This window comes from Sphingobacteriales bacterium, assembly GCA_016706405.1.
GTDB lineage: Bacteria > Bacteroidota > Bacteroidia > Chitinophagales > UBA2359 > BJ6.
In genome coordinates, this window is sequence record JADJJT010000003.1 from 633473 (window position 1) to 659098 (window position 25626).

The following is a 25626-nucleotide window of genomic DNA, read 5'->3' on the forward strand; positions in this document are numbered from 1 at the left end:
AACAAAATGGCAGATAACAGCAATAAAAGAAATAAACAAGCAAAAGTGTTAAGAAACTTCCGGAAAATTCACCGTATTACTGGTGCATGCCTGTTTGTATTTTTCTTTTTTATAGCGGTAACAGGTATTTTATTGGGTTGGAAAAAACACAGCGGTGGATATATCCTTTCTAAGTCATACCAAGGAACATCGACAAACCTGAAAGATTGGTTACCCATTGACAGTTTACATACAATTGCATGTCAAACGCTTCATGGCTCTGTTTCAAAAGATTTATCGCTTGAGCTTGATAGAATAGACATTCGCAAAAATAAAGGAATGGTTAAATTTGTTTTTAGCGACCATTATTGGGGAGTTCAACTTGATGGGGCTACCGGAAAACTGCTCCACCTTGAGCGAAGACGGTCAGACTTTATTGAAAAAATACATGACGGTTCAATACTTGACCATTATGCAGGAACAAATTCGGGGCAAATTAAACTAATTTATACCTCTGTTATGGGAGTTGCCCTGTTAATATTTACCGTAACCGGATTTTGGCTTTGGTATGGGCCCAAAAGAATGAGAAAAAAAACAACAGAGAACTAAAAAGGCAGTGTCATCTACTGGCTTAATCCGGATGTTAAAGGCGAAAGACCAAAATATAATATTAAAGCAAACTCTAAGAGCCTGTCTAAATTTTATTTTCTAATTCTATTAAGCATCAATTTTATCATGGCAAGTTGGATCATTGTCTGGCTCGTTTCGGTTTGGAACTCAAAGTCTTTACTCAATCTTCGATAGCTTTCGAGCCATGCAAAAGTTCTTTCAACAATCCATCTTTTGGCAATACTTCGAATTTCGAGGCTGTATTCGATCTACTTACAACCTCAACCACCCACCCAAACGTTTTGCGGGTATTTTCAATTAACTCGCCTCTATACCCGCCATCAGCTACTATCTTTACCAATCTGCAAAACCTGCCTCTGAGGTCAGCTATAACCATTGGGGCTGATTTACTGTCATGCTCATTTGCCGCATGAACCACAACCGCTAAAAGTAGTCCCATTGTATCTACAATAATATGCCGCTTTCTGCCTTTAACTTTTTTACCCCCGTCAATCCCTCTGCACAAGCCTCCGACGCTTGTTGTCTTTACGCTCTGGCTATCAATTATACCAACACTTGGCGATGAAGCCCTGCCTGCTTGCTTTCGAGTCTTATCCCTGAGTATTTCATGGATGAGTTCTATCGTCCCATCCTTCTTCCACTTGGTAAAATAGTAGTAAACAAGCTTCCATGACGGAAAATGGAACGGCAGCATGCGCCATTGACAGCCAGTTTTAAGCAAATAGAACAGCGCATTAAAAATTTCTCTTAAACTGTGTTTTCGTTTCCGTTTGTCGTCTAAAATGCCTAATATTGCACTCCATTGACTATCGGTGAGACTGCTTGGGTAGGTTTTCATTTTACTTTATGTGTTTGATTTTCATAAAGCTATGAATTATTATTTAAACGTCAAACTGATAGTCTTTTATTCACATCTCTTTTAATAACTTTTTTCCTATCAATTTTTAGGACTGGCATGCCAATTTTTAATTTTTAGACAGTCTCTAAGATACCAACACATATCCACACAATAAATTAGAATGAAACAAATTTTAATACTCGGCGCCGGAAAGTCGGCCACAGCACTTATTCGCTATTTGTTAGAAAAAGCTCCTGTTTATGGGTGGCAAATTAATGTTGGCGATAAAAATATTGCCTTAGCCGAAGCTAAAATTGCAAACCACCCCAACGGAAAAGCTATTTATTTTGATGTTGCCGATGAAAATATCCGGAAAAATGCCCTACAAAACGCCGATATAGTTGCCTCTTTATTGCCCGCAAGTCTGCATTATTTAGTGGCTCAAGATTGTGCCAAATTAGGCAAAAACATGATTACCGCCTCGTATTTATCGGCAGCCGAGCGCGCTTTAGCACCTACTTTTGAAGCCAATAATGCCTTTTTGTTGGCCGAAATGGGCTTAGATCCCGGAATTGACCACCTAAGTTTGTTGCAAACTTTAGCCAAATTGCGTTCCGAAGGTGCTAAAATTCAAAGTATTAACTCGTGGTGCGGCGCACTAATTGCCCCCGAAAGTGATAATAACCCCTGGCATTACAAATTTACATGGGCACCCATGAACGTAGTTCTGGCCGGCCAAGGGGGTATGGCGCAATATTTAGCTAACGGCAAGCCTCAATATTTGCCCTACCACCGGTTGTTTGCCCAGCCACAACCTATTGAAGTGCCTAACGCCGGCAGTTTTGAAGGCTACCCTAACCGCGACTCACTAAGTTATATAAACGCCTACCAAATTTATGAGATACCCAATTTTTTGCGCGGAACGCTTCGGCGGCAAGGCTATTGCAAGGCTTGGAACTGCCTTGTATATTTAGGAATGACAGATAATACAACCTCTCTTCCGGATACCCCAAACCTTACCCTCGCCGAGTTTACATCCGGATTTTTACCCGCCAATATCCGCAAAAACTCCAATAGCTTAAAAGAAGCTACTGCCAACTACTTGGGTTTGCCCATCTCTGACCCAATTATTGACCAAATTGCCTGGTTAGGCCTGTTTGACAACACCCCTATTGGACTGCCAACAGCTACCCCAGCACAAGTATTAGAAAAAATATTAGGCGAAAAATGGTGTTTTGAGCCCCACGATAACGACCAAATTGTGATGCTTCACGAGTTTAGCGGCTTAACTGCATCCGGAAAAAACTTTACCTTAAAAGCCGCCTTAATACAAACCGGTATTTACCACTAGTTGACCGCTATTGCGCAAAAAGTAGACTATCCGGTAGCTATTACGATTGAGTTGGTTTTAACACAAAATCTGCAATTATCGCCGGGTGTGCATTTGCCCTTTGCACCGCATATTTATAATCCCGTTTTAAGCAAATTGGCCGAGTTAGGTATTATTTTTAACGAGTATTACAACGAGTACAGCTAATTAAATTAATTAAAGTAAATTTTACTTGGTACAACTCCCGCATTATAAGTGGCAAGGGTTTGGTAGGTTAAGGGCAGATTTTTTTCAATGCTTAGGGTTTGCGTATTAATTTGGTATAAAACCGGCAGTTCGCAATCGGGGCAGAAGCCGCCGTTACACGGCACCCAAAGCGAATTTGCACCATCGTAAATCATATAGCTGGGGTCTAAAGTTACGTTTATTTGGCTTTCAATAGCGTAGGTTTCCGGATTTAGCACTAATATGGTTTTTTCTTTCATATTGGCTACAAACACTTTATCATTGGCATAAATCAATTGTTCAGTCCAACAAGTATTGCCATTACAAGGTATTTTAATCTCTTTGGTAATTGTGTTGGTGCTAAGTCAATTTCGTTAATAATATTGCTGACTAAATTGGTTGCCAGCGCTTTGCCATTGCCTAACGGAAGCATATAGCGTGGCGAAGCAAATCCGGAAATTGTAGTTGTATGTTTAAAATCGTTGGCTTTTGCGATTTCAATTTTTTGTGAGTTATTAACAACTATATAAGCTAAATCGTGATGTAAAACCATTGAGTTGGCTACATCGCCCAAAACCATATTGTTAAAGTTTGCAGCTTGCCATACATCGGCTGTAGCTATATTGGCTTGCTCGTTTATATGCGTGATTGAAACTGTATGGTGCCAAAACTGCCCTCGTTTACAATAAAAAATCCGGATTGATACGCCTGCACTGGGATATCATCTGTATCATCGCAGCTCGAAAAAAATAAGGTCGAAACAAAAAAGGCAAATACTAAAACAGAATAAGTTAAACGATAGCCTTGTTTTAAATTAAGACAAAAGTTTATAAATAATTTTGCAAATAAAATAAGTTAAAAAAATATTTACAAAATTTAACAAAGCCAATTTAAAATTATTTATCGGGTTAAGACTAATTTTTGTGTTAATTGATGGGTGTCTGTTTTTATATGAACGAGGTAAACACCTGCCCGCAAATTACCTTTACTGAAAGTAAAAAAGGCATCGCCAAAGTTTTCAACGTGCTCAAGGCGGCGACCTGCTGCATCATATATTTCTAATTGGGTGCGGGTTGTGCCTTTGGGTACTTTAATAACCACTTCGCCCCGTGCTTTCATAAAGCGGTCGGTATTAAGCAGTTCAATATTTTGGCCGGGTGTAGGGTCAAAGCAATAATTTACAGTAACATTTATTGAGTCTTGGTAAAGCAGGCCGCTAAATTTATCTTCAACATTTAACACATAGGTTTGGCTTTTATCGGGGGTTGCAGCGGCATAGGGTTTGTAGGGCTCAAGCACATCGAGGGCGGGCATAATATTGCCGGTTTGGTAGTAATGCGGTTCGTTGGCCACCGTCCAATATATTTTTGCGTTGGCATAATTGGCTGCTGGACTTCCTAAATAGATGGTATCGCCTAAGCAAATTGTTTGGTCTTTTCCGGCATCAATGCTATACTCTAACAAACCTCTTTTTGTAAAATGTTCAATTAAAGCAGTTCTGTTTGCCCCGCCAAACAATAAATCATCGTGCAACAGTATAATTTGGGCTGCGTCTTTAAAGTTAATATTTCCGGTAAAATTAGTTAAAGCACTTAAAACCAAGCGGTCGGTGATTTGTTTGCCAACCACCTCGTAGATATCCATCAAGCAGCCCGAAAAAATTTCTGATGTTTCATAAATACTTGTAGCCACAATATTTTCGGGGTAATGTTTGTTGGTATTCATATTTCGCCCCTGGAAAAACGGGTTATGCCCATCCCAGGTAAACATTTTTTCCCAATTAAGTTCGTTCAACTCGCGCGAGTACGAGGTGGCCATATAGTCGCCCAAGGCTTCGTCAAGTGCTTTGCGTTCAAAGCCATCGTTGCAATTATTGGGGCAGGCCATAGCCGACAAGGCGTGGGTATATTCGTGTACAATTACATCTGCATCTTCGGCATCGTCCACACCACCTTCGCCAAATTTTATAGTGTGGTTATTTCCCGAAACCGAATGAGACGACTGGTCGGCGGTCAAGCCGTGTGCATCAACTAATACCTTGGTGTTAAAATTAGAAAAGCCCAAACCGGCTATATATTTAGCGCAGCTTGTAATATGATAAAAAGCATTTACATCTTCAAAACCATCCTGGCCTCGGTTATAAAAAAAATTACCATCAGCCGAGGTGGGCGGTGCAATATATGGCATAGATATATCGCCAATTTCAACCCAATTATTTTTTAATTTATAAATATTATTTTCAAAACTCAGGTCGAGGGTTTTTGTTTGTAGTTGGGCGTTTAGTTCGGGGCTGTCGGCATCGTCATTGTCCATATATTTGCCATTTGTTCCATAATTTTTAATATTGGCCGATGTAAGCGGGTCGGGATTAAACACCAAACCTGTGCCTGTTGCTTCGGCATCTTCGGTTTTAAGATGGCGGCATTTGCCCTTACAGCCATAAAAATTCCGGATATCGCGTTTTAGCAATATATTTCCAGCCACATCAAACACAAGCTCATCGTGCAATTCGTTGGTAGTAAAATGGGCAACCAAGGCCAAATTTACAGGCTCGTTGGCAGGTGCAAAAAATACCCACTCGTGCCAAACCAAGGTCGGTTTTTCATTATTATTGCCAGCTTGTTGGGCAATATAGGTTTCGATGATTGTGTTTTTTAGCTGTTCGGAGTTGGCAATCAGGTTAGCAAAACTTTTTCCGGATAGTTGTGGATTAGGAACAACTGTAAGGGTATTGTCGGCAATCATCCGGATATTTTTATGCGAAGCATCAACAGTTACCTGAAAATAGGCGTTATATATTGGCGTATCAAAATAATATTGTCTGTAATTATAAACTGTATGGGTTAAAAAACTTTGTTGGTTGTTTAATTGCAAATTACCCCCTTCTTGTTGATATACTGATGGAGCAAGTTGAGGCAAAATGTCAGCTACTTTTTTTCCGGACAAAGGTTTAGTTTGAAACGAAATTTGGGCTTTCTTAATATTTTCCGGATAATTTTGGAATTTATTGACTGTTTCCTGAGCCTTACAAATCGAGCTCAAAAAAAAGATACTGCACATTGTTATTGCGCCCAATAAAATAATTCTTTTTACCATTTGCCTGTAGCAGTTTATAGCCATTTTTTTATACCTGTTTACTTAATTTTTTTTATTTGGAGGTTTTGGCATCGAAATTTTGATGTCGCCATGTTTAAGTGCTTTTACAAATTTAGCCCAGGCAAATACATCAAATATTTTGTAGCTGGGGTATTGCCCGCGTGTGTATTGCCTTTCCATTTCGCGCTTAACAAACAAATTATAATTTTCGCCCCCATCGTAAGGCAAAATAGTAGCCAAATAGGCCAAAAGTTCGGGATCTAAATTGCGCAAAGCGCGGTCAAAATCGTCTTCGGGAGTTTCGAGGGCTAAAAAGGCGCGGTTAAAATCGCTGGGCTCCGGATAGGGCATTTTGGCTGTTTGGCGCACAAAATTTGTATCCTCAAGCATAGTTATAATGTTTAGCGAGTAGCCATGTTCGAACTCGTAATTTGGAATTGGCTGTGGGTTGGTAAGGTAGCCATAAGCCAAACAAAGTAAGGTGTCGCCGGGCACTGTTACCATCGAAAAAAAGCCTTTATCGTTGGTTAAGATGTTATTATTAGGTTGTTTTTTTGATATGATTACCGCAAACTGCAGCGGACGATTTGTTTTGGCAGCCATCACTACACCCGACACTTGCACTAATGTTTCGTTATGTTGCCCTTGCACACTTTGCCCATAAATTACTGGGTTAGTAAAAAAAGTCAACAGAAAAATATTAACTATAACTAATGTATATCGATGCGTTTTACTATTCATACCAAAAATCGGGTAGATTCGTTTTGTTTGGTAAAATTACCAAAATTTACTACGCTAAGGATGTGTTGCGATTAAAAAGGTTGCATTTTTGCAAATAAAAACACCTGCCAACTGTTAGAAGTTGGCAGAGATTGAAAAATAAGAAAATATTTTAAAAACGTATATTACAATATAACAATACGCAAATTAGCTTCTTGTGTTTGCCCTTTTATATGCGCTATGTAAACGCCTGGGGGCAAATGCCTTACGTCAAAATGCCCTTCAACCTGTAAATTATTGTTAGGTGGATAGTGGGCTACTGGTTGGCCGTTTGTAGTATATAATATTAATTGATATGCGCCATACGAAACCGGTACATGTAAAATTAAATCTTCAATTGCCGGATTAGGGCAGCTTGGTTTTATAGTTTTAGCTACGGTTAGTCCCCTTTTTAGGGTGCTATGCCCTGTTTGCATTTCGAATGTTTGTTGGGCTTGGGCGGCGTGGGTTACAGTTTGTTGGACGGTAGGATTTTCGTCCTCTGTATTGTTTGAGCCAATTACTGACGGCACTGTTGGTGTTGGCAGGTATTCGTTTACCACATCGTTAGCGTAGGTGGCTTTATTTTGAATATCTTTGTAAAAAATAACTGCCAAATTTTCATCAATAGGGGGTAATGGAATGGGGTCGCCGGGATTAAAATTTTGAGCCAGCATGTTTGTTGTGCTACAAGCCACAAAAAAAAGTACAGCTACTAACTGAAGAATGGTGTGTTTCATAACAATTGTTTTTTTAATTATATTTAAAAAGGGAAGAGAATCAAAAACCTGACGTTTTGTAAGACAAAAATACATTAAAATTTGTTTTGTAGGCAAATTTATTTACTTTTTAAGTAATTCTTTTTATCTTTCCGGAAAATAACGACTTTGTACTAAATTTCCTGTTCGGTTGCTATTTGTTGGGTAACTTCTAACATTAAACTGCTTTAACTATGTTTAAAAGCAAAGCAATACAAATATTACGCACACTTACTAATAAAGAGTTTAAACGGCTCGAAGATTTTGTAGCTTCGCCCTTGTGGAAACACCCCGCACAGGCTGTTAATTTATTTAATATTTTGCGCAAATTGTATCCGGATTTTGACGAAAAAAAATTAGCCCGTGTGCGTGTATTCAGGCAAATATTTCCACGCGAAGTATTCAACGAACAAAAATTAAGGTATGTTATCAGCGATTTAACCAAATTGCTCGAACAGTTTATTGCCCAGCTAAACTATATGTCCGATGCTACGCATTTAAACCATCACTTGCAACGCGCCTATGCCGAGCGTGGCCTGTCGAAATTTTTTTACCAAAGTATTGAAGCAGGTAAAGAGGCAATTGAAAAAAATGAACTGCGCGATGTTCAATACAATTTCAACAAGTTTATATTAGAAGAAGAGCGTTATATTTATAGTTCTGTAAACAATCGTCAGGTAGTTGAAAACGAAAATATTATTCAGGATTTAGAGAACTTAATTCGCAATTTAGATTTATTTTATGTGGCAAAAAAATTGCGTTACTCATGCGAGTTTGCCAACAACCAAAATGTGTTTGTTCTTAACTACCCAAACCCATTGTTTTTAGATGCCATTTTACAATATTTAGCACAAATTGAGCCGGCGCAACTACCTCCGGCGGTATTGGTTTACAGGCAAGTTTGGCACATGCTCACCAAACAAAATGCCGAGGCCGACTACCACGAACTACTAAATATTTTAAACCTATACGACACCCAATTTCAAAAAACCGAATTGTACGAAATATACACCTATGCCTGCAATTATTGCATCCGGCAAATAAATAAGGGGCAATATCATTTCATGCAGCATCTGTTTAATATATATAAACTACTAATTGACAAAGAAATATTAATCAGCGTAGGCTCATTAAGCGAGCGTATGTACAAAAATATTGTAAGTTTGGCGCTTAAATTAGGTCATTTTGATTTTGCCCAAACTTTTATGCACGACTATAAAAAATGGCTGCCCCCCGATAATCAAACCAATGCCTTTACTTTTAACAAGGCAAACTGGTATTTTCATCAAAATCAATTCGATAAAACCGTTCAAACCCTAAATCAGGTAGAATTTACCGATGCTTTTTACCATTTAGATACCAAAATATTACTGCTTAAATGTTACTACGAAATGGGCGAAGAAATTCCGCTTTACAACCTCATTGAAACAATGCGGGCTTACCTGTTGCGCAACAAAACCGCCGCCAAAGCCAGTAAATACCACTACGTTATTTTTTTAAAGCAGGTAAAGCGCTTAATGAATTATAAAATGGGTGAGGGTAAATCAATACATCAATTTAAAGAAAAAGTACTTAAAGGGTTGCAATTAGCCGGACATACAAACTGGTTACTTTCAAAAATAACCGAATTGGCAAAAAAATACCCGCAAGCAGATTAACTACCTCCAATTATTACCCCGCTGCCATTGCCAGTAGTTTTAACACAGTATTATAGTTGCGTGTTGTGGCATTTACTTTCAATTTTTGCTCAATTAAGTTGTTGTTCAATTTGGTTTTACCATACCCATCGGGGCAATACAAATAAATAATCTTGCCATTTATTTTTAATACATCGTTAGATTGATGTTTAAACTGCAACATGTTTTCTATATTTTCCGGAGAAGGTGTTTGATTCAAAAAGGTAAACATCATTTTTGCCGGATCAAAACCGGATAAATCGGCAAACGGATTGTCGTTTAATACTTCTTGCAAATACGCGGGTGTTATAATTAAAACAGGCACCTCAAACTGCGTGTTTTGTTTGATGATATGGGCTATATTATCGGCCATTTCAGTTTCGGTTTGCAAATTAGTTGTAAACACAATATTTCCGCTTTGAATATATGTCTCTACATTGCTAAATCCGGAAAAACTTGTTAGCCATTTTTTGAGGTTATCCATGGCAATTATTTTGTGCCCCGATACATTTATACCTCTAAGCAGTGCTATATATTTCATTTTGATAGAGTTTTGAGTTATAAGTTAAAGCCATTAGTCATCAGCCAAAAGCCACCAGCCACCAGCCATTAGCCACCAGCCATTAGCCAAAAGCCAAAAGCCATTAGCCAAAAGCCACCAGCCATCAGCCAAAAGCCTTCAGCCATCAGCCATCAGCCATCAGCCATCAGCCATTAGCCATCAGCCAAAAGCCTTCAGCCATTAGCCATTAGCCATCAGCCATCAGCCATTAGCCATCAGCCATTAGCCATTAGCCATCAGCCATTAGCCTTCAGCCATTAGCCATCAGCCATCAGCCATTAGCCATTAGCCATTAGCCAAAAGCCATCAGCCAAAAGCCATTAGCCATCAGCCATCAGCCATCAGCTAAAAGTCTCAATTTTCACACCAGTTGCGTAAAGCCTGTAATTGTTTAGCGTTTAAAATAGTTTTGAGTTCGTCGTCGGTGGCGGCGGTAATTGCGGCTATGGATTTAAATTGTTGGAGCAATTTTTGAGTGGTTTTTTTACTTATTCCTGGCACTTGTTCTAAGGTTGATTTTATGGTGTTGTTCGAGCGTACTTTGCGATGAAACGTTATGGCAAACCTGTGTGCTTCGTTCCGCAAATGCTGTAAAGTTTTAAGCGCTGGGCTTCGTTTGTCAATATACAAAGGATGCGGGTCGTTAGGCACATAAATTTCTTCTAATTTTTTGGCAATACCTACAATGCCCATTTGCCCATAAATACCAAGTTTTTTTAGGCTTTCAACAGCTGCACTTAGTTGCCCTTTGCCGCCATCAATAACTATTAGTTGAGGTAAACTTTGTTCTTCGTCAAGTAAACGTTTATAGCGGCGTTCTACCACTTCGCCCATGGTGGCAAAGTCGTTGGCGCCGGTTACGGTTTTAACTTTATAATGTCGGTATTCTTTGTTGGAGGGCAACCCATTGCGAAAAAGCACCATAGAAGAAACGGCATCTGTTCCTTGAAAATTCGAGTTGTCAAAACATTCAATATGTGTGGGCAAGGCGGTTAATTTTAATGTCGTTTCTATTTCTTTTAATACATCTAATTGCCGTTCGGCAGCCGATTTGTATCGTTCATTTTTTTCTATTTGTTGTTTTTTAAAATAATACGCATTTTTTTGGGCTAAATCGAGTAAATTTTTCTTATCGCCACGCTTTGGAATGGTAATTTTTATGCCTTCTTCCGGATAATTTACAGCAAACGGCACAATTATTTCGGTGGCCGACCTGCCCATTTCCGCTCGGTAATACATTATTGCAAAAACTAAAATATCTTCTAAAGTTTCGTCTAATTTTTTGGTTATTTCAACTACTTTCGTTTGAATGATAGACCCGTTAATGATTTTTAAAAAACCAACATACTCTTTACCACGCACTTCGTCAGATTCAATGCTAAACACATCAACATTTGTAATAGTGGCGCTAACAATGGTGCTTTTCATTTGATAGGCTTCAAATGCCATGAGTTTTTGCTTAATGTGGTGGGCTTTTTCGAACTCTAAATTTTGAGCGTAGGTATTCATGGTGGCTTTGAGCCAGTTAGTAACCGAACTAAAATTGCCTTTTAATATATTTTTTTACCTGATTTATATTTTCGTCATATTCGGCTTCGGTTTGAAAACCCTGACAAGGCCCTTTGCAATTACCTAAATGATATTCTAGGCAAACTTTAAATTTTCCGGATGCTATTTTTTTATCGCTAAGGTCTAAATTGCAATTCCGGATTGGAAAAAGTTGTTTTAATAAATCTAAAACCACCATTACACGTTGTGTTGAACTAAACGGGCCTAAGTATTCCGAGCCATCGCGCACTATTTTCCGGGTAATAAAAATACGCGGAAAACGCTCCTTCCGGATACAAATGAACGGATACGTTTTGTCGTCTTTTAATTGAACATTGTATTTAGGTTGCCATTGTTTAATTAAAACGTTCTCGAGCAAAAGTGCGTCTTGTTCGGTTTCAACTACTGCGTACTCTAATCGGTCAATTTGATATACCAACAAGCGGGTGCGGGTATTCGTATGCTGCCGTACGAAATAAGAGGCAACCCGTTTTTTTAAATTTTTAGCTTTTCCTACATACAATAAATTATTTTTAGCATCAAAATATTTATAAATACCCGGAAGTTCGGGTATTGTAGGCAAAACATCGGCTCGTATGGTATCTATTTTATTGTTGGGCATAAACTTGCGGGCAAAGATAATAAATTGCTGTATTTTTGCCTCGTTATGCCCTTACAAATTGCCATTATTGGTGGTGGTGCTGCCGGTTTTTTTGCAGCTATTACCTGCGCCGAAACAAACCCCAACGCACAAATAACCATTTACGAAAAAAGCACCCGTGTTTTAGATAAAGTCCGCATTTCGGGTGGAGGGCGCTGCAATGTAACCCATGCCTGTTTTGAGCCGCGCGAGTTGGTTAAATTCTACCCGCGTGGGCATAAAGAATTGCTAAGTGTGTTTAGCCGTTTTCAGCCAGCCGACACCATAGCCTGGTTCGAGAAAAAAGGCGTATCCTTAAAAACAGAACCCGACGGGCGCATGTTTCCGCAAACAAACACCTCGGCTACTATTGTAAATTGCCTATTTAGCACGGCTCAGCGTTTAGGTGTGCAGGTAAAAATGCAATCGGGATTAACCGGACTGCAACAACAAACTATTAACTCTGATACAACAAATAACTGGGAGCTTACATTTTCGAATGGACAAATCGTTATAGCTAATGCTGTTTTAATAGCAACCGGAGCAAGTTCAACAATATATAAAATTTTACAGCCTCTTGGCCTAAAAATTGAGCCTTTAGTGCCTTCGTTGTTTACATTTAATATTCCGGATAGTTTTTTGCATGATCTATCGGGTGTTACCATTCAAAATGCCGTTTTAAGTATAAATATTAACGGTAAAAAACATCAAACAAGTGGTCCTTTATTAGTTACACACTGGGGGCTTAGTGGCCCTGCTGTTTTAAAACTGTCGGCCTGGGCAGCACACGAGTTGGCTGCGGTAAACTATAAATTTAGCCTTGACATCAATTGGTTGGCATTTTACACTTACGAAACTGTTTTGGCCGATTTGGACTTGCTTCGGCGAAGACCTGCAATATCCGGAAAAACCATTATAAACTCGCCTCAATACCAATTGCCGCGCCGTTTATGGGAGCGTATTTGCCAAACGGCACAAATAGGGCAAAATCTTCGCTGGGCCGATGTTTCAAACCATTATTTAAAACAACTAAGTTTGGTATTAACGCAAACCAAATTAAATGTAACTCAAAAAAGTACCAACAAAGATGAGTTTGTTACCGCCGGCGGAATTGCCTTGCCCCAAATTAACTTTAAAACAATGGAAGCTAATTTGTTAAAAAATTTATTTTTTGCCGGAGAGGTTTTAAATATTGATGCGTTAACCGGAGGGTTTAATTTTCAGGCGGCTTGGTCGGGTGGATATTTAGCGGGCTTGGCTATGGCAAACCTTAATATTTAGTTAAAACAGCTTTCATACTGTTTTACCATGGGTTTAATTTTTAACGACTGTATATTTTGCGTTGCGGTATTTTGGTGGAGTTTGTCCAATACCCATATCGTTTGAAGGGCCTGTAGGGTCACAGATTGAATAGGTTTTACCTTCGTAAAAAATATGGTCGTTGCCAATTGGCGGGTCAAACAAAACAGCGGTATTTGCGTGGGTGTCGTATTCAATTATAATTACGTCTAATTTTAAAAGTTCGCGCACCAAATAAGCAAACAATACGGCGCGGTCTTCGCAGTCAGAGGATTCATAATACAATGTTTCGGTGGGCGAAAAAGTAACATTTATTAGATCATAAGTATCTTTATACAGCGAATCATCGCTTGCATATACAAACGCCTGACGGGTAAAACTCATTAAATAACGCACCGCTTCGGTATCATTCATGTTTGCCATTCTGCTTTTAAGCTCGTCAAACAGCGAGGTTTTGGTAATTTCGGGCAGTGGGATATGTGAACTTTTTTCGAGCGAAAGCGAAGGGTGGTAGTATAATAATTCAATATAGTTTATATCATTTAAATATGAAATTTCTTCTTCTTTATTATCATGTAAAAAGTGAACATATTTTTTATCGACCTTTGGTTGTATAAGCTTAGGTAGCGAGTCGATAAAAAACGCAAAGGGTAGAATGATTTTTTGTTTGTAAATTGGTTCAAAATTGGTTTGCTTCTGAATTTTTTGATACAAGGCCTTGTCTCCCTTCCTAAGTGCATTAGACGCGCTTAAATTTACCATCCATCCGGTTTTTGTGTTAATAGAAAATGGCTCTAAAAGTGTATCAAAAACTGTATTAGAGGTAAAAACACTTACAGAGACAACACTGTTGTCGAAATTGAGGGAAGTATAAAATCCAGCTTTTGTAAGTAAAAACCAGGTAAGCAATTCGTTATAAACTGGAGGCAAATTATGGTCGGACAATAAATTATCAACTGTTTGTTGGATTAATAAATAATAAAACCAATTAGACAGTTTTAATTTTGTCCTGATTTCGCGCAAACTGCCAATTATATAGTAATATGCGGTTTTTTCATATAAATTATCAAAGTAGTTAGAGTAATTGACCGCTAAATCTGAGTTCTGCTCTAATCGTATATTAAGCATTTGTGGGTCAAAAACGAGTGAAATATCTTCACTGTAAAAATTAAAATGAAGCACATTAGTTTCCTGGGCTTGCATTTTTTGGTGGTATAAACCCAAAAAAACTAAAATAGTCAGCAAAAAATAACAGATTGTTTTTAATTTCGAGTAAAAAGTAGGCATTACGGCAAAGATAGAATATTAATTTTTTGTTCGACTATACATACATGCTAAGAGGCAAGTATAAGAACACACAAGAGTTAAAAACCCGTTTGCTATTAAGAGCCTGTCTAAATTTTATTTTCTAATTCTATTAAGCATCAATTTTATCATGGCAAGTTGGATCATTGTCTGGCTCGTTTCGGTTTGGAACTCAAAGTCTTTACTCAATCTTCGATAGCTTTCGAGCCATGCAAAAGTTCTTTCAACAATCCATCTTTTTGGCCATACTTCGAATTTCGAGGCTGTATTCGATCTACCTACAACCTCAACCACCCACCCAAACGTTTTGCGGGTATTTTCAATTAACTCGCCTCTATACCCGCCATCAGCTACTATCTTTACCAATCTGCAAAACCTGCCTCTGAGGTCAGCTATAACCATTGGGGCTGATTTACTGTCATGCTCATTTGCCGCATGAACCACAACCGCTAAAAGTAGTCCCATTGTATCTACAATAATATGCCGCTTTCTGCCTTTAACTTTTTTACCCCCGTCAATCCCTCTGCACAAGCCTCCGACGCTTGTTGTCTTTACGCTCTGGCTATCAATTATACCAACACTTGGCGATGAAGCCCTGCCTGCTTGCTTTCGAGTCTTATCCCTGAGTATTTCATGGATGAGTTCTATCGTCCCATCCTTCTTCCACTTGGTAAAATAGTAGTAAACAAGCTTCCATGACGGAAAATGGAACGGCAGCATGCGCCATTGACAGCCAGTTTTAAGCAAATAGAACAGCGCATTAAAAATTTCTCTTAAACTGTGTTTTCGTTTCCGTTTGTCGTCTAAAATGCCTAATATTGCACTCCATTGACTATCGGTGAGACTGCTTGGGTAGGTTTTCATTTTACTTTATGTGTTTGATTTTCATAAAGCTATGAATTATTATTTAAACGTCAAACTGATAGTCTTTTATTCACATCTCTTTTAATAACTTTTTTCCTATCAATTTTTAGGACTGGCATGCCAATTTTTAATTTTTAGACAGTCTCTAAGTATTCCAATACGAAGAAATTATTATTTAAAAAGTCTATTAGGGAATATAATTTAATGTTTTTTAGGGACGAAAAACTAAGTTTGGGTTACATGTAGGCTGGGCCATTTTAATGCTTCTAAACTTTAGGCTTAATTTTTACATTATACTATGATGCATTTTCACTAAAAAGGCATGGCAATATATTAACACAATATACGAAATAACAAAAAACAAGGCAAAATTAAAAAATAAAATACAAATGAAACAAAGCATCTTGCAATTTTCCTAAAAGAATATAAAACTTGTCATATTCTAAGAAAAAGAGGGAACAAATAACAAGTTATTCAATTTTCTTGAAGTTTGTTTTTTTTGTTCCTGCCTTGCCTCTAAAAAAAACATAACACAAAAGACATTTAAACAATAAACTTATTAGTATGACTTTTTTTATAAGGCGCTACGCCCTAATATTGTTGGTAATACTTAGCATAGTTTTAGCTTTGGCAATTCCATTTTCATGCCTGAGTCAAAACAATAATTTACCCCAATACCATTTAAATACAAAGCGAGAGCTAACATTATTCTCATCCTCGTTAGCCGGATTAGGGCTTGCCCACTTTTTGCGCTTGCAGAAGCCCATTTTAACCGAAGATAAAATAAATAATTTAGGTCATCCGGATTTTTTATTTGGATTTGATACCTATTCAACCAAACAAAACAATAAAACAGCGCGGCGCAACAGCGATTACGGCCTTCATTTCAGCATCGTAGCACCTACCCTTTTATTGTTAAGCCCTATTGCCCGCAAAAACATCAAGCCAATGGCAATAATTTTAGTAGAAACAGGTTTGACTACAAGCGCATTAACAACCTTAACTAAAGAAACGGTAAGACGAAAACGCCCTTATGTATTTAATCCGGAGGTAAGTTTGGCAAACAAAACAAAACGCGATGCAACCTCCTCATTTTTTTCGGGGCACACCTCGTTTACCACTGCCATGTGTTTTGCCTCGGCCTCGATGTATGCAAAATATCACCCAAAATCAAAGGCTAAATATTTTGTTTGGGCTACCGCCGCCGCCATACCGGCCTTAGTTGGTTACTGGCGGATTAAAGGTGGCCGACATTATACTACCGATGTTGTAGTGGGTTATATAATAGGTGCGAGTGTAGGTATATTAATTCCGGAAATACATACCAAAAAGAAGTAGTTCCTTGTGGTTTTTATAGTCCAACATTTCACTATAGTAAATTTACAAAACTTCACTCTAATTGTAACATTATTTTGATTTTTACTTTTTTTAACAATCTTATTTTGATACAAGTCTATTTATTGACAGATTAACTACAAAAAAAAGGTTAAATTTGCGCCTTAGTTTAGCTTGTAAACAATATTATCAAGCACTTACAGTTTTTACTCATAACACCTTATCCTAAACAAAAATTATTCTTTTTCATGAAACGAATTTTACTTACCGTATTGGCTTTATTTATAGCCTCTACCTCGGTTTTCGCACAATTACCCAATGGAAGTGTTGCTGCCGACTGGACTTTTACCGATATTAACGGCACTGAATGGAACTTGTACTCGTTACTTGACCAAGGCAAAACCGTTATTATAGATGTATCGGCCACTTGGTGCGGCCCTTGCTGGGCATACCGCAACACCGGCACATTAGAAGAACTTTACAACGAACACGGACCAGACGGCGACAATACCCTAATGGTATTTTTTATTGAAGGCGATGTTACCACCACCCAAGCCGACTTAGAAGGTAAAACTGGCGCTACGCAAGGCGATTGGATAACTGGCACCCCCTTCCCTATCATTGATATTCAAAAGGGCAAAGACCAATTTATGTTAGACTACGAAATTGCCTATTTCCCAACTATATATGGCATTTGCCCAAACCGCCTTGTAACCGAAGTTGGCCAAGCGCAAGTTGCCGATTTTGTTGATTTTGCAACTAATTGCCCACAGCCATCAACTGGCTATGACCCATCTATTTTAAAATACACCGGAAGTTATGGCGCTTGCGAAAGTGTTGATATTAGTGTTGTAGTTCAAAATAATGGCACAGAAGACATCAAAGAAGTTAATTTTGATATTTTAGATGGCGGTAATGTTATTGGCAATTATAAATGGACTGGCAACTTAGTTAAATTTGCTACCGCCGATGTTAATCTTGGTAGTTTTTCAGGCAAAAAATTAATGGTAAAAATTACCGATACTAACGTAAATACCGACAATGACGTATTAGACCTAAGCGCAATACCCGGACTATTAGCCGTAGAAAGCAATGGCAAAATTAAAGTTACCGTAACTACTGACCAATACGCACAAGAAGATAACACCCGTTTTAAAATTCTTGACCCCGATGGCAAAGAATTATACAGCGAAAAAGTAAACAAAAACAATACCGATTACGAATTTGAATACGATATTAAAAGTGTAGAAGGTTGCTATAAAATGGTTTGGGAAGATGCCTACGGCGATGGTTTGCCCTCGGCAATGAACGCTTCGGTATTAGTAGAAGATAGCGATGGTAATATAATTATGGATTGCTTTCACTGCGAAAGTGGTGGAGCAAAAGTAAGCAGTATCCTTGAGGTGCCGTTTAAAGTTACTGGTGGCAGTGTTTATGTGCCTATGGATTTACAAGTAAGTAGCACACCACAAACCGACACCGACCTTGGCACCGTTAGCGTTGTTGTAACCAACGGCACCGGCTCTTATACTTACGACTGGGTTTACAAAGCCACCAGCCAAACTGTTGGAACAACTGCTACCGTTAGCAACTTGCCCTATGGTACTTATGTTGTTTCTGTAAGTGATGGCGTTGAAACCAAAACCGCCGAAACTGAAGTTGCCAACCACGTAGGTATCGTAACTTTAAATGGTATTAGTATTGGCGATGTTTACCCTAACCCAACCAACAAAACATTAAACATTAATATTAACAATAGCAACGAAACTTTATTTGTTAATATCCTTGATTTGGCCGGAAAAACAGTTGCTACCCAAACTGCCAACCCTGGTAATAACAATCTTAAATTTGATGTAACCAATTTGCCCAACGGCACTTATTACTGTGCTGTAACCAATGGCCAACAAACATTTGTTACACAAAAAATTACTATACTACACTAAAATTACCCTTGTAATTGTAATTATAAATGGTATAGTTTATAATTTTGTAGTAAAAAATCTATTTACTACAACTATATAAAAAATCCCCTGCTGGCCAATTAACCAACAGGGGATTTTTTTAAATTAATCTTACACCTCTCGTCGCCGCCACCACAAAGCTAAACCCAGCCAGCCAAAAACGCCAACCAAATTATGATTACCGCCAACCAAGAACTTTTACAATTAGCACAACTACTCGAATTAGAAAGAAATGAAGAAATTAAACAAAGCAGTAACCTAATTCAAAATATACCTTTAGCAAAGCGGGTAGAGATGGGGGTAAGTTGGTATCCGGTGCGCATATCTAACGAAGAAATTGGTTTAGGCGAGCAGTACATAATCGAAATTGAGCAAACCCGACCTATTGCCTTACCGCATAAGTTTCAACAAGGGCAAACCTTGGCACTATTTGGCCTCGATACAAACGGCAAACCACACAAACAAACTTTGCGTGGCATTGTGCAAAAGGTTAACGAGCAACGCCTATGGCTGTCGGTGCGGTTAATGAACGACAATACCGACCTGCCCGAATGGTACAATGATGCCAAAATGGGGGTTGATTTGCTTTTTGATGAAACAACATTTAAAGAAATGGAAATTGCCCTGCGAACGGTAATTGAAGCAAAAGGAAACCGGATTGCCGAATTGCGCGAAATTTTATCCGGAAAACAACCCGCTTATTTTTCAACAGTACATTATCCGGTATATATAGATTCGCTAAATGCTTCTCAAAATAAAGCCATTGACCACATTTTGCGCGCCCGCGATGTTGCCGTTGTGCATGGGCCGCCCGGCACCGGAAAAACCACAACCTTAGTACAAGCCATTATACATACCCTGTACGAAGAAAAACAAGTATTAGTTTGTGCCCAAAGTAATACCGCCGTTGATTTATTGACCGAAAAATTAGCAGCATCCGGAATAACGGTGCTTCGTTTAGGGCATCCGGCACGTATTGACAGCGATTTGCAACGTTTTACCTTCGATGCCTCTTTTGAACGGCATAGCCAATATCAACAACTAAAAAACTGGCGGCGCGAGGCACAAAAACTACAACAACAAGCCCGCAAATTTAAACGCAATTTTGGGCCTATTGAACGCGCCGAAAGGCAAAACCTACTGCAAACAGCCCGCGACTTAATGAACGAAGTGCGCAACTTAGAAAAATTTTTAATACAAGATACCTTAAACATACCTCAAGTTATAACCACTACCTTAGTTGGCGCGGCAACGCCCATGCTTAAAAACAAAGTTTTTAGCACCGTATTTATTGACGAGGCTTCGCAAGCCCTTGAACCCGCCACGTGGATACCAATTTTAAAAGCCAAACGGGTAGTTTTTGCCGGCGACCATTGCCAACTGCCTCCAACCGTTAAATCAAATGAGGCTTTGCGCAAAGGTTTTGCCGTTACCTTGTTTGAAAAATGTATAGATACCCTGCCCGAAAGCGTAATGCTAAACGAACAATACCGGATGCACCAAACCATTATGGGTTTTTCGAGCGGCGAGTTTTACAACCAACAATTAATTGCCCACCCAACTGTGCAAAGCCGGCAATTGGGTGAGGCCGAGATTTTGCAAACATCATTTGAATTTATAGATACAGCCGGAAGCGGTTTTGACGAACAAACTGATAATCAAACAGAAAGCAAACTTAATCCGCAAGAGGCCGATTTTTTACTTCGTCATCTTAACAATATATGGCTGCAATTAGCTGCCGAGCAGCCCAACTCGTGGCATACTAAAACTTTGGGTATTATATCGCCTTACAAAGCTCAGGTTAAGTACTTAGCCGAACAACTACAAAACTACCCGCAACTTTGGGAGGCAAAAGCGCAAATTACTATTCAAACAATTGATGGTTTTCAAGGGCAAGAGCGCGATTGTATTGGTATTAGCCTTGTACGAAGTAATGCCAACAACGAAATTGGCTTTTTAAGCGACACCCGCCGGATGAATGTGGCACTAACCCGCGCTAAAACTAAATTAGTAGTAGTTGGCAATAGTGCAACCATTAGCAGTAACGCATTTTACCAACGCTTTTTAGATTACACCGAGCGAAATAATTTGTACCGAACTATTTGGGAATACAACGAATGGTAAATTATAGCCCATAGCCCATGTTTTTTTGCCTTCAAAATAGTGTTTTTTATAGTCAATAATAATCGTTCTGTCTATCTTTGCGAAATCAACCCCGGTTGCTTTTTTCTCTGTTCATCCCTAACTTTTTTTTAGTTATGCGTAATTTAATTGTTTGCCTTTGCGCGTTTTGTTTATTCTTTGCAAATATAAATTTGGCTGCACAACCAGCTACAAGTACCGCCAAACAAATAACCCTAGAAGATATATTCCAAAAGGGTACTTTTGGGGCTAAGTGGGTGCCGGGCTTTACCTTTATGAACGACGGAAAATCGTATTCAACCACCGCTCCTACCCGCGCAGGCGCCGAAATTGTACTGAAACAGGTAAAAGACGACAAAGAGTTTGAAAACCTTAATATTCCAAAAGCCATGCAAACTGCCGACCCAAATTGGAATTTTAAGGATATTGACGATTACAAATTTAGCCCAACTGAAAATCGCGTTTTGTTATTTTACGACTCAGAGCGAATTTATCGCCACTCTTCCATAGCTACTGCTTATGTTTATGATGTAAAAACCCAAACAGCATGGCCTGTAAACGAACGCCATAAAATTGCATTGGCCAGTTTTTCGCCCGATGGCGAATGGCTTGCCTTTGTAGCAAATAACAATTTATACATCCAACAATTTAGTGCAAAAAAAGGCGCTTTACCGCCAATAGCAGTTACAACAGATGGTGCGCATAACGAAATTATTAACGGCAAAACCGATTGGGTTTACGAAGAAGAATTTGCCTTTACCCAAGCCTTTGAATGGTCGCCCGAAGGCAATTATTTAGCCTATATTCGTTTTGACGAAAAACAAGTTCCGGAGTTTACTATGACCCATTTTCGCGATAAAACGTATCCGGATTACGAAACTTTTAAATATCCCAAAGTGGGCGAAAAAAATGCTATTGTCAGCGTTCATATTTACGATGTAAAAAATGAAAAAACCGTTCAGGTACCCATTCCGGAAGGCGATTTTTACCTGCCTCGTATTAAATGGACGCAAGACGACAAAACTTTATGTATAACTCACCTTAACCGCCATCAAAATAAACTGCAACTATTATTAGCCAATGCTAAAACTGGCAAATACGAGGTTCTGCTAACCGAAGAAAACAAATATTACATTGATATTCACGATAATTTAACCTTTTTACCAGATGGCAAAACCTTTTTGTGGACATCAGAGAAAGATGGATATAACCACCTGTATTTATACGATTTAACCGGAAAATTAGTGCGCCAAATTACCAAAGGCGATTGGGAAATTACTGCCTTTTATGGCTTCAATAAAAAAAATAATATGCTTTACTACCAAAGCACACAACAAGCCGGACCCTTAGAACGCCAAGTATTTAGTATTGATATCAATGGAGCTAACCTAAAAAAAATTGCAACAGAAACCGGCACAAGCGAGGCACAATTCAGCCCAAATTTTAGCTATTATATGTTAAACTGGTCGAAAGCAGGTACCCCTAACCGCTACACTTTGCACGAGCAAGACGGCAAACTAGTGCGCGTTTTAGAAGATAATGCCGATTTGATTAAATTAATGGCAGAGTATAAATTTAATCCGGTTGAATTTCAAGCCATTCCCGGAGCCGACAATACCAAACTAAATACGTGGACAATTAAACCATCCGGATTTAATCGTAATAATAAATATCCGGTTTTAATGTTTGTCTATGGCGGGCCAGGTAGTCAAACGGTTAAAAATGAATGGGGTATAAGCAACTATTTTTGGTTTCAACTATTGTCGCAAAAGGGATATATGATTGTTTCGGTTGATAACAGGGGCACCGGTGCACGCGGCGAACAATTTAAAAAAATGACTTATCTTGAGCTTGGCAAATACGAAACCGAAGACCAAATTGCTGCCGCAACGTATTTATCAAATCAATTATTTGTCGATTCTTCGCGCATTGGTATTTTTGGTTGGAGCTACGGTGGCTATATGTCGTCTTTATGCCTTTTAAAGGGCAACGATGTTTTTAAAACAGCTATTGCCGTTGCACCCGTTACAAACTGGAAATGGTACGATACCGTTTATACCGAACGTTTTATGCGCACCGAAAAAGAAAACCCAAAGGGCTACCATGACAATTCGCCCGTTTATTTTGCAGACAAACTTAAAGGCAATTATTTACTTCTTCATGGTATGGGCGACGACAATGTGCATTTTCAAAATACCGCCGAGATGGCTAACGCCTTAATTGCGGCCAACAAACAATTTGACACCTATTTTTATCCCAACAAAAATCATGGCATCTATGGCGGCAACTCGCGCATGCACCTTTTTACCAAAATGACCAATTTTTTACTCGAAAAACTTTAAGCCACAAAATACAGCTTCCCTAAAGCTAAAAAATAATGAAACTTATCGTTTAGTTGCCACTAAAAACGCGGATGGTATTGTACCAGCACGTCGCGCAGGTAGCTGCGGTTTACATGGGCGTAAATTTCGGTTGTTAAAATAGAGCTATGCCCAAGCAGCTCTTGGATAACACGCAAATCGGCACCACCTTCGTACAAATGAGTGGCAAACGAATGCCTAAATGTGTGTGGGCTTATGATTTTGGTTATTCCGGCCTGTATGGCTGCGGCCTTAACAATGTTAAAAATAGCCACGCGCGACATACCTCTTCCTTTTTGGTTTAAAAATACAATGTCAGTGTCGGCGGCGGCAATTTGCTGTTTTGAGCGCACGTGCTGTAAATAATTGTCAACCGCTTTTATAGCCGTTGGGTTAATAGGCACTAAACGTTCTTTATTGCCCTTGCCGGTAATGCGGCAAAATCCAGCTTCGGGATAGTATCCCGAAATAGTTAGCCCCGTTAGCTCTGAAACGCGCAAGCCTGTTCCGTACAAAACTTCAATAATAGCATAATTCCTATGCCCATCATTTTTACTCAAATCAATATTTTTTAGAATCGTTTCAATTTCGGAAATACTTAATATAACCGGAATTTTGCGATTAATACGTGGCGTTTCCAACAATAATGCCGGATTGGAGGGCAATATCTCTTCTAAAAGCAAATACTCAAAAAATGCCCTTATACCAGCCAAAATTCGCGCTTGAGATGCCGAGGCAATACCCATTTGATTGAGCCAAAAAATAAATGCTTCTAAATGAGGAACGCCAATATTTGGTAAAACTAAATCCGGATATTGAAATTGAAAGAATGCCATCAATTTTGATAAATCGCGCTGATAGGCAATTATTGTATGTTCTGAAAAAGAACGCTCTAAGCGCAAATAATCAGAAAATCCGGAAAGATGGGCATCGAAAGCAGCATTCATATTGTCAATATAGCATCAAATACTTTGCAGTTTAGTTTAATAAACGCAACAAAATGAAAGCATAAAAAAAGCTTACGGATAAACCGTAAGCTCTAACCTCTAAAATTTCATGCTATGAAAACAGTGGGAGCTATAGGGTTCGAACCTATGACCCCCTGCTTGTAAGGCAGGTGCTCTGAACCAGCTGAGCTAAGCTCCCTAAAGGAAAAACAAAATTGGAAGGGTCATTTTCCAATTGATGGTGCAAAGATAGGTTGTGTTTTTAGGTTGTGCAAGTGTTTTTAATCTTTTTTTATTTTTTTTACCAAAATTTATCGGCCGGAAGGTTAAGCCATTTTAAGGCCGAGCCATTATACAGTTTATTTTTAATATCGTTTGGCAGGTTTAAACTGTCTATTAAATGGCCTGTTTCGAGTTCGCCAAGCGGAAAAGGGTAATCGCTGCCAAGGGCAATTTTGTCGGGTCCAATAATTTCAAGGAGATATTTAAAAAAAGCAGGGTCAAAGACTACGCTGTCAATCCAAAATTTACCTAAATACGAGCGCGGATTAGTGGGGTTGTCAATAGCAACTAAATCGGGGCGACATTTAAAGCCATGCTCAATGCGGCCAATTGAACCCGGAAAAGCACCACCGCCATGACAAAATGCTACCCGCAAGTTAGGGAGGCGTTCAAAAATACCACCAAAAATCATACTGCAAATAGCTCTTGAAGTTTCGGCGGGCATACCAACCAACCAAGGCAGCCAATAGCGCTGCATAACTTCTTTGCCAATCATATCCCAAGGATGAACCAACAGGCAAGCACCCATTTTTTCACATGATTCAAAAAACGGAAAAAGTTCGGGGTCATTTAAATTCCAGTCGTTTACGTGGGTGCCAATTTGAATTCCGGCAAAACCAAGTTCATTTATACAGCGCTCGGCTTCAGCAATAGCCAATTGTGGGTCTTGAAGTGGGACAGTACCCAAACCTACAAATTGTTTTGGGTAGGTTTGCACTACTTTGGCAATATGGTCGTTTAAAAATTGTGATAACTGCAAAGCATCTTGGCCTTTAGCCCAATAGCTAAACATTACCGGAATAGTGCATATTACTTGCACATCTATTTTGTTCCGCTCCATATCATTAAGCCTGATTTCCGGATTCCAGCAGTTTTCGGCAATTTCTCTAAAAAATGTATTGCCCAGCATCATACGGGCAAAACCGGGGCGGTGGTGTTCCAAATGAATAAACCCGCTATAACCAAATTTTTCGGCAAAACGGGGTAAATGATCCGGAATGATGTGCGAATGAATGTCTATTTTTAACACACTTAAACAGGTTTGGAGTGTTCGGCAAAGGTAAGCATTTTTTTGAGCAAAACACAAATT

The 25626-nt window shown here is 38.9% G+C and carries 19 protein-coding genes, 1 tRNA gene and 2 pseudogenes; 9 read left to right on the plus strand and 13 right to left on the minus strand.

What is annotated here, in order from left to right:
• Positions 1-6: 6 nt before the first annotated feature.
• A complete protein-coding gene (locus tag IPI59_14380; GenBank protein MBK7528698.1) occupies positions 7-588 on the plus strand; it encodes a PepSY domain-containing protein in 582 nt (193 codons plus the stop codon).
• 92 nt (positions 589-680) lie between these two features.
• Here the strand turns inward: IPI59_14380 and IPI59_14385 are convergent.
• Positions 681-1447: pseudogene (locus tag IPI59_14385) on the minus strand (IS5 family transposase).
• Positions 1448-1628: 181 nt separating this feature from the next.
• Here IPI59_14385 and IPI59_14390 point away from each other — a divergent pair.
• A complete protein-coding gene (locus IPI59_14390; GenBank protein ID MBK7528699.1) occupies positions 1629-2798 on the plus strand; it encodes a saccharopine dehydrogenase NADP-binding domain-containing protein in 1170 nt (389 codons plus the stop codon).
• Positions 2799-2984, plus strand: coding sequence for a hypothetical protein (locus tag IPI59_14395; protein ID MBK7528700.1), 186 nt, complete (start codon positions 2799-2801; stop codon positions 2982-2984).
• 5 nt (positions 2985-2989) lie between these two features.
• On the opposite strand, the gene IPI59_14400 is transcribed toward IPI59_14395, so the two are convergent.
• The 5 genes from IPI59_14400 to IPI59_14420 form a co-directional block, all read right to left on the minus strand.
• Positions 2990-3262, minus strand: coding sequence for a hypothetical protein (locus IPI59_14400; GenBank protein ID MBK7528701.1), 273 nt, complete (start codon positions 3260-3262; stop codon positions 2990-2992).
• 32 nt (positions 3263-3294) lie between these two features.
• Positions 3295-3582, minus strand: a complete 288-nt coding sequence (locus IPI59_14405) for a hypothetical protein (protein ID MBK7528702.1) — start codon at positions 3580-3582, stop codon at positions 3295-3297.
• Positions 3583-3902: 320 nt separating this feature from the next.
• Positions 3903-6098, minus strand: coding sequence for a T9SS type A sorting domain-containing protein (locus tag IPI59_14410; protein ID MBK7528703.1), 2196 nt, complete (start codon positions 6096-6098; stop codon positions 3903-3905).
• Between the two features lie 42 nt (positions 6099-6140).
• Positions 6141-6788, minus strand: coding sequence for a hypothetical protein (locus IPI59_14415; protein ID MBK7528704.1), 648 nt, complete (start codon positions 6786-6788; stop codon positions 6141-6143).
• Between the two features lie 215 nt (positions 6789-7003).
• Positions 7004-7597 (minus strand): T9SS type A sorting domain-containing protein, encoded by a 594-nt coding sequence (locus IPI59_14420; GenBank protein MBK7528705.1) that lies wholly within the window; start codon positions 7595-7597, stop codon positions 7004-7006.
• A gap of 212 nt (positions 7598-7809) precedes the next feature.
• Here IPI59_14420 and IPI59_14425 point away from each other — a divergent pair, with 212 nt between their 5' ends.
• Entirely contained in the window at positions 7810-9273 is a 1464-nt protein-coding gene (locus IPI59_14425) for a hypothetical protein (protein MBK7528706.1), read from the plus strand.
• Between the two features lie 13 nt (positions 9274-9286).
• Here the strand turns inward: IPI59_14425 and IPI59_14430 are convergent, their stop codons facing one another.
• Both IPI59_14430 and IPI59_14435 read right to left on the minus strand, forming a co-directional pair.
• A complete protein-coding gene (locus IPI59_14430) occupies positions 9287-9832 on the minus strand; it encodes a DUF1697 domain-containing protein (protein ID MBK7528707.1) in 546 nt (181 codons plus the stop codon).
• A 375-nt stretch (positions 9833-10207) separates the two neighbouring features.
• Positions 10208-12023 (minus strand): annotated as a pseudogene (locus tag IPI59_14435) (excinuclease ABC subunit C).
• Between the two features lie 45 nt (positions 12024-12068).
• On the opposite strand from IPI59_14435, the gene IPI59_14440 reads away from it, so the two are divergent.
• A complete protein-coding gene (locus IPI59_14440) occupies positions 12069-13322 on the plus strand; it encodes an NAD(P)/FAD-dependent oxidoreductase (GenBank protein ID MBK7528708.1) in 1254 nt (417 codons plus the stop codon).
• Positions 13323-13355: 33 nt separating this feature from the next.
• On the opposite strand, the gene IPI59_14445 is transcribed toward IPI59_14440, so the two are convergent.
• Positions 13356-14543: a hypothetical protein gene (locus tag IPI59_14445; GenBank protein MBK7528709.1), complete on the minus strand. Its 1188-nt coding sequence runs from the start codon at positions 14541-14543 to the stop codon at positions 13356-13358.
• A 198-nt stretch (positions 14544-14741) separates the two neighbouring features.
• Positions 14742-15509, minus strand: a complete 768-nt coding sequence (locus tag IPI59_14450) for an IS5 family transposase (protein MBK7528710.1) — start codon at positions 15507-15509, stop codon at positions 14742-14744.
• 564 nt (positions 15510-16073) lie between these two features.
• Between IPI59_14450 and IPI59_14455 the strand changes: the two genes are divergently transcribed.
• The 4 genes from IPI59_14455 to IPI59_14470 all read left to right on the plus strand — a co-directional run bounded on the left by IPI59_14455 (position 16074) and on the right by IPI59_14470 (position 23289).
• Positions 16074-16847 carry a phosphatase PAP2 family protein gene (locus IPI59_14455; GenBank protein ID MBK7528711.1) on the plus strand — a complete coding sequence of 258 codons (774 nt, stop codon included), beginning with the start codon at positions 16074-16076 and terminating at the stop codon, positions 16845-16847.
• Between the two features lie 245 nt (positions 16848-17092).
• Positions 17093-18787, plus strand: coding sequence for a T9SS type A sorting domain-containing protein (locus IPI59_14460; GenBank protein MBK7528712.1), 1695 nt, complete (start codon positions 17093-17095; stop codon positions 18785-18787).
• A gap of 192 nt (positions 18788-18979) precedes the next feature.
• Positions 18980-20929, plus strand: a complete 1950-nt coding sequence (locus IPI59_14465; protein ID MBK7528713.1) for an AAA family ATPase — start codon at positions 18980-18982, stop codon at positions 20927-20929.
• Positions 20930-21063: 134 nt separating this feature from the next.
• The gene (locus tag IPI59_14470; GenBank protein MBK7528714.1) at positions 21064-23289 is read left to right on the plus strand and encodes a S9 family peptidase; all 2226 of its coding nucleotides are present in this window, start codon (positions 21064-21066) and stop codon (positions 23287-23289) included.
• A 59-nt stretch (positions 23290-23348) separates the two neighbouring features.
• Here IPI59_14470 and IPI59_14475 read toward each other — a convergent pair whose 3' ends face one another.
• The 3 genes from IPI59_14475 to IPI59_14485 form a co-directional block, all read right to left on the minus strand.
• Positions 23349-24254 carry a tyrosine recombinase gene (locus tag IPI59_14475; protein MBK7528715.1) on the minus strand — a complete coding sequence of 302 codons (906 nt, stop codon included), beginning with the start codon at positions 24252-24254 and terminating at the stop codon, positions 23349-23351.
• A 124-nt stretch (positions 24255-24378) separates the two neighbouring features.
• Positions 24379-24453 (minus strand) — tRNA-Val (locus tag IPI59_14480).
• 102 nt (positions 24454-24555) lie between these two features.
• Complete coding sequence (locus tag IPI59_14485) at positions 24556-25551, minus strand: amidohydrolase (protein ID MBK7528716.1); 996 nt, start codon at positions 25549-25551, stop codon at positions 24556-24558.
• Between the last annotated feature and the right edge of the window lie 75 nt (positions 25552-25626).

Excerpts from the sequence above, each read along its gene's own strand:
- IPI59_14380 (MBK7528698.1), top strand. The coding sequence starts at position 7 with ATGGCAGATAACAGCAATAAAAGAAATAAACAAGCAAAAGTGTTAAGA.
- IPI59_14390 (MBK7528699.1), top strand. The coding sequence starts at position 1,629 with ATGAAACAAATTTTAATACTCGGCGCCGGAAAGTCGGCCACAGCACTT.
- IPI59_14400 (MBK7528701.1), bottom strand. The coding sequence starts at position 3,262 with ATGAAAGAAAAAACCATATTAGTGCTAAATCCGGAAACCTACGCTATT.
- IPI59_14405 (MBK7528702.1), bottom strand. The coding sequence starts at position 3,582 with ATGGTTTTGGGCGATGTAGCCAACTCAATGGTTTTACATCACGATTTA.
- IPI59_14410 (MBK7528703.1), bottom strand. The coding sequence starts at position 6,098 with ATGGTAAAAAGAATTATTTTATTGGGCGCAATAACAATGTGCAGTATC.
- IPI59_14420 (MBK7528705.1), bottom strand. The coding sequence starts at position 7,597 with ATGAAACACACCATTCTTCAGTTAGTAGCTGTACTTTTTTTTGTGGCT.
- IPI59_14425 (MBK7528706.1), top strand. The coding sequence starts at position 7,810 with ATGTTTAAAAGCAAAGCAATACAAATATTACGCACACTTACTAATAAA.
- IPI59_14430 (MBK7528707.1), bottom strand. The coding sequence starts at position 9,832 with ATGAAATATATAGCACTGCTTAGAGGTATAAATGTATCGGGGCACAAA.
- IPI59_14440 (MBK7528708.1), top strand. The coding sequence starts at position 12,069 with ATGCCCTTACAAATTGCCATTATTGGTGGTGGTGCTGCCGGTTTTTTT.
- IPI59_14445 (MBK7528709.1), bottom strand. The coding sequence starts at position 14,543 with ATGCAAGCCCAGGAAACTAATGTGCTTCATTTTAATTTTTACAGTGAA.
- IPI59_14450 (MBK7528710.1), bottom strand. The coding sequence starts at position 15,509 with ATGAAAACCTACCCAAGCAGTCTCACCGATAGTCAATGGAGTGCAATA.
- IPI59_14455 (MBK7528711.1), top strand. The coding sequence starts at position 16,074 with ATGACTTTTTTTATAAGGCGCTACGCCCTAATATTGTTGGTAATACTT.
- IPI59_14460 (MBK7528712.1), top strand. The coding sequence starts at position 17,093 with ATGAAACGAATTTTACTTACCGTATTGGCTTTATTTATAGCCTCTACC.
- IPI59_14465 (MBK7528713.1), top strand. The coding sequence starts at position 18,980 with ATGATTACCGCCAACCAAGAACTTTTACAATTAGCACAACTACTCGAA.
- IPI59_14470 (MBK7528714.1), top strand. The coding sequence starts at position 21,064 with ATGCGTAATTTAATTGTTTGCCTTTGCGCGTTTTGTTTATTCTTTGCA.
- IPI59_14475 (MBK7528715.1), bottom strand. The coding sequence starts at position 24,254 with ATGAATGCTGCTTTCGATGCCCATCTTTCCGGATTTTCTGATTATTTG.